This is a genomic window from Fischerella muscicola PCC 7414 (assembly GCF_000317205.1).
GTDB classification, from domain to species: Bacteria; Cyanobacteriota; Cyanobacteriia; order Cyanobacteriales; family Nostocaceae; genus Fischerella; species Fischerella muscicola.
In genome coordinates, this window is the sequence record NZ_AJLK01000209.1 from 1 (window position 1) to 2730 (window position 2730).

The 2730-nt window shown below is 34.7% G+C and carries 4 protein-coding genes; all 4 read left to right on the top strand.

Annotated elements, in window-relative coordinates; genetic code table 11:
* On the top strand, nucleotides 1-580 hold a 580-nt coding region (locus UYI_RS0131210; protein ID WP_016870618.1), incomplete at its 5' end, for a response regulator transcription factor.
* A gap of 152 nt (nucleotides 581-732) precedes the next feature.
* A complete protein-coding gene (locus UYI_RS0131215) occupies nucleotides 733-951 on the top strand; it encodes a hypothetical protein (protein ID WP_016870619.1) in 219 nt (72 codons plus the stop codon).
* A 255-nt stretch (nucleotides 952-1206) separates the two neighbouring features.
* Complete coding sequence (locus UYI_RS33890; protein WP_016870620.1) at nucleotides 1207-1989, top strand: hypothetical protein; 783 nt, start codon at nucleotides 1207-1209, stop codon at nucleotides 1987-1989.
* 190 nt (nucleotides 1990-2179) lie between these two features.
* Nucleotides 2180-2623 (top strand): DUF2127 domain-containing protein, encoded by a 444-nt coding sequence (locus UYI_RS0131225; RefSeq protein WP_026086293.1) that lies wholly within the window; start codon nucleotides 2180-2182, stop codon nucleotides 2621-2623.
* The last annotated feature ends 107 nt before the right edge of the window (nucleotides 2624-2730 follow it).

The following is a 2730-nucleotide window of genomic DNA, read 5'->3' on the forward strand; positions in this document are numbered from 1 at the left end:
GCAACCAGACTTAGTCATTCTCGACTTAATGATTCCTGGTCTGGATGGACTGGAGCTATGTGCCAGAATTCGGCAAAAACCGGGTGCAAACAACCCCTATATCTTAATGCTGAGTGGAAAGAGTGAGGAGATAGATCGTGTTATTGGTTTGTCCACTGGTGCTGATGATTACTTAGTCAAACCCTTTAGTCCTAGAGAGTTAGTTGCTAGAGTTCGAGCACTTCTGCGACTTAGCTTGCGTCAACCAGAGCAACATCAAATTTACCGTACCCAACATTTTCTGCTCGATATAGAGCAACACTCTGCTTTGCGTCAAATGAACCCTAATTTTTCAGAAATAATAGACTTAACAAACTTGGAATTTAACTTACTAACTGCTTTTGTTCGCTATCCCAATCGAGTTTGGAATCGCACTCAACTAATTGATAAATTGTGGGGTTGTGAATTTTGTGGTGATGAACGAGTAGTCGATACACTTGTAGCTCGGTTGCGGAAAAAAATTGAGCCTGATTCGGCAAATCCTATTTTTATCAAAACAGTTACTGGTGTTGGCTATAAATTTGAAGATGACCCGATTTAGCTATCAAAAAGCAGATTGGCAACATACTTATTTATTTTCTACTTGTTCGTGCATATTATTGATAAATCACAAACGATTGAAATCAATTCAACACAGGATTATCACAATCGCTTGCTATTTTGAAAATATTAAATAAAAATCACTTGAAAACTATGGACAAGTATTTCTCTATTACCCGTTCAATTCCTGTTTTGATTTTTGCTAGTTTTGGATTAATAGCAAGTCCAGATGTGTCAGTTCTAGCAGCAACTGGTAAATTCAATCCTGAACCTAACTCAATGGCTTTAGACATTTTGTCTGAAACCGAGCTTGACAACCTTAGTGATGCTGATGCGGCTTATGTCAAAGCCCTTAGAGAACATTTTGATTAAACTGTGAGGTCGATTGTTAACTTTAACTACAAGGGATGGATAGTATTTCCATCCCTTCTTTTTTAGAGTAATTAAGCAGGTAAAGATAAATGTATAATACTGACCAAAAAACCTATTTATGAAAAAATCCTTATGTCTTCTACTTAACACTGCGATATAAGTCATTTTTTATAACAAATCTTCTCTAATTCTTGACATTTACTAAATATATTGAAAGCACAAAGAACAAAAATATATATTCAAGTCATCCAAATCATGAATACTTCAGCTACAAAACTGACAAGCAAGATATTTGCTTTTTCTCATCTCCTTAGTATATTTAATACTACCAATAGCTGTGTTACTGCCAGAAAATTAATTTCATATTCCGATTATCAGCCTCTTCATGTCATAGACGGTGCTGGTTTATATCAAACTACACTTATTAATGGCAATCAAGCCTATCTACAAATGATTGACCTGAGCAAAATCCAAATTGACCAACTTGTAGGCGAAGTAGCTAATATTGGTTTCGACCAGGGTAAATACTATCATGGCGAAGGTAACTATTACAGTCTATTCTTTAAAATGAAGTTATTTTCTGAAATAACAAAGGAATATAAACAACTGTACAAAAACCAAATTTTTTCTATTATCAACTGTGCTTTTTTTGAGCAATATAAACCGAGTACACAACTATCTTTTCCTATCAAACTTAATGGTAAAATTATCACTGCTGGTAATAGCCCTTACGGACTTATCAGCAAACCAAAACATGAGTTCTACAGCCAAGTTTGTCTAAAAGCTTTGGTTTGGGATAAGAAGCACGTCTATATTACAGATTATGAACCAGTTAGCGGCGCACCTCTGAATCAAACCAACGTTCAAAATGCTATAGTCACTTATCAATACAGTGACCATCCGGCAAAAGTATTAGCCCATAATCAAGTCAATAGATACCATGTCATTGGCATACTTAATAGGGATGGAGTGAATTGTGATGAGTTACTGTTGATTTTGACTGTGAAGGGAGCCACATTAGATGCAGCCGCCGAATGATTACGTAAAATGGGCGTAAAAGGTGACATTATCACCATTGATGGTGGTAGTTCAACTTATCTATTTAATTCCCAAGTAGGTAACATCATACTACCAAGACCATCTTATCCATTAGCTGGTCTTATTTTTCGCAAACTACCGCATTATTTAGCGTTCCGTAAGCGATGAACGCACAAGTAAGGAAAATTTAATGATGAAGAAACGTCCTCCAGGTTTAATAGCAATTGTTATTTATAAAGGCTTCGTTGCTCTACTTCTTACAGCTACATCTATCGTTTTACTTTTAGCCTTGAAAAAGCATGACACTTTAGTAACATTTTCTGAGTCATATGTATTAGAAGGTAAACGCGAAATTATTGAATGGGTACTGGGGAAAATTATCAATATCAAACCACAAACATTAAAAATTAGCGGTATATCCACTGGAATATATGCAATTGTAACAGCTATTGAAGCTATTGGCTTGTGGTATGAAAGAACCTGGGCAAAAATTTTAGTTATTGGCTTAGTTAGTATTAGTATCCCTCCCGAAATCTATGAATTAATTAAAGGAATATCTAGACTTAAAATAATAGTTTTTTTAATAAATATTGCTGTGTTGTATTACTTAATACGTCATTTTTCAAAGCACTAAATAAAATATTGTATGGCTATCCTAATATTTTATGAAACAATTTTTTTAACATTGCTTCCAATTTTGCATCATTCAGGTATTATCCTTTGATTTAGACGGTAGGTAGT

Bases quoted from the DNA above. Each gene is read 5' to 3' on its own strand.
- UYI_RS0131215 (WP_016870619.1), top strand. From the start codon at position 733: ATGGACAAGTATTTCTCTATTACCCGTTCAATTCCTGTTTTGATTTTT.
- UYI_RS33890 (WP_016870620.1), top strand. From the start codon at position 1,207: ATGAATACTTCAGCTACAAAACTGACAAGCAAGATATTTGCTTTTTCT.
- UYI_RS0131225 (WP_026086293.1), top strand. From the start codon at position 2,180: ATGATGAAGAAACGTCCTCCAGGTTTAATAGCAATTGTTATTTATAAA.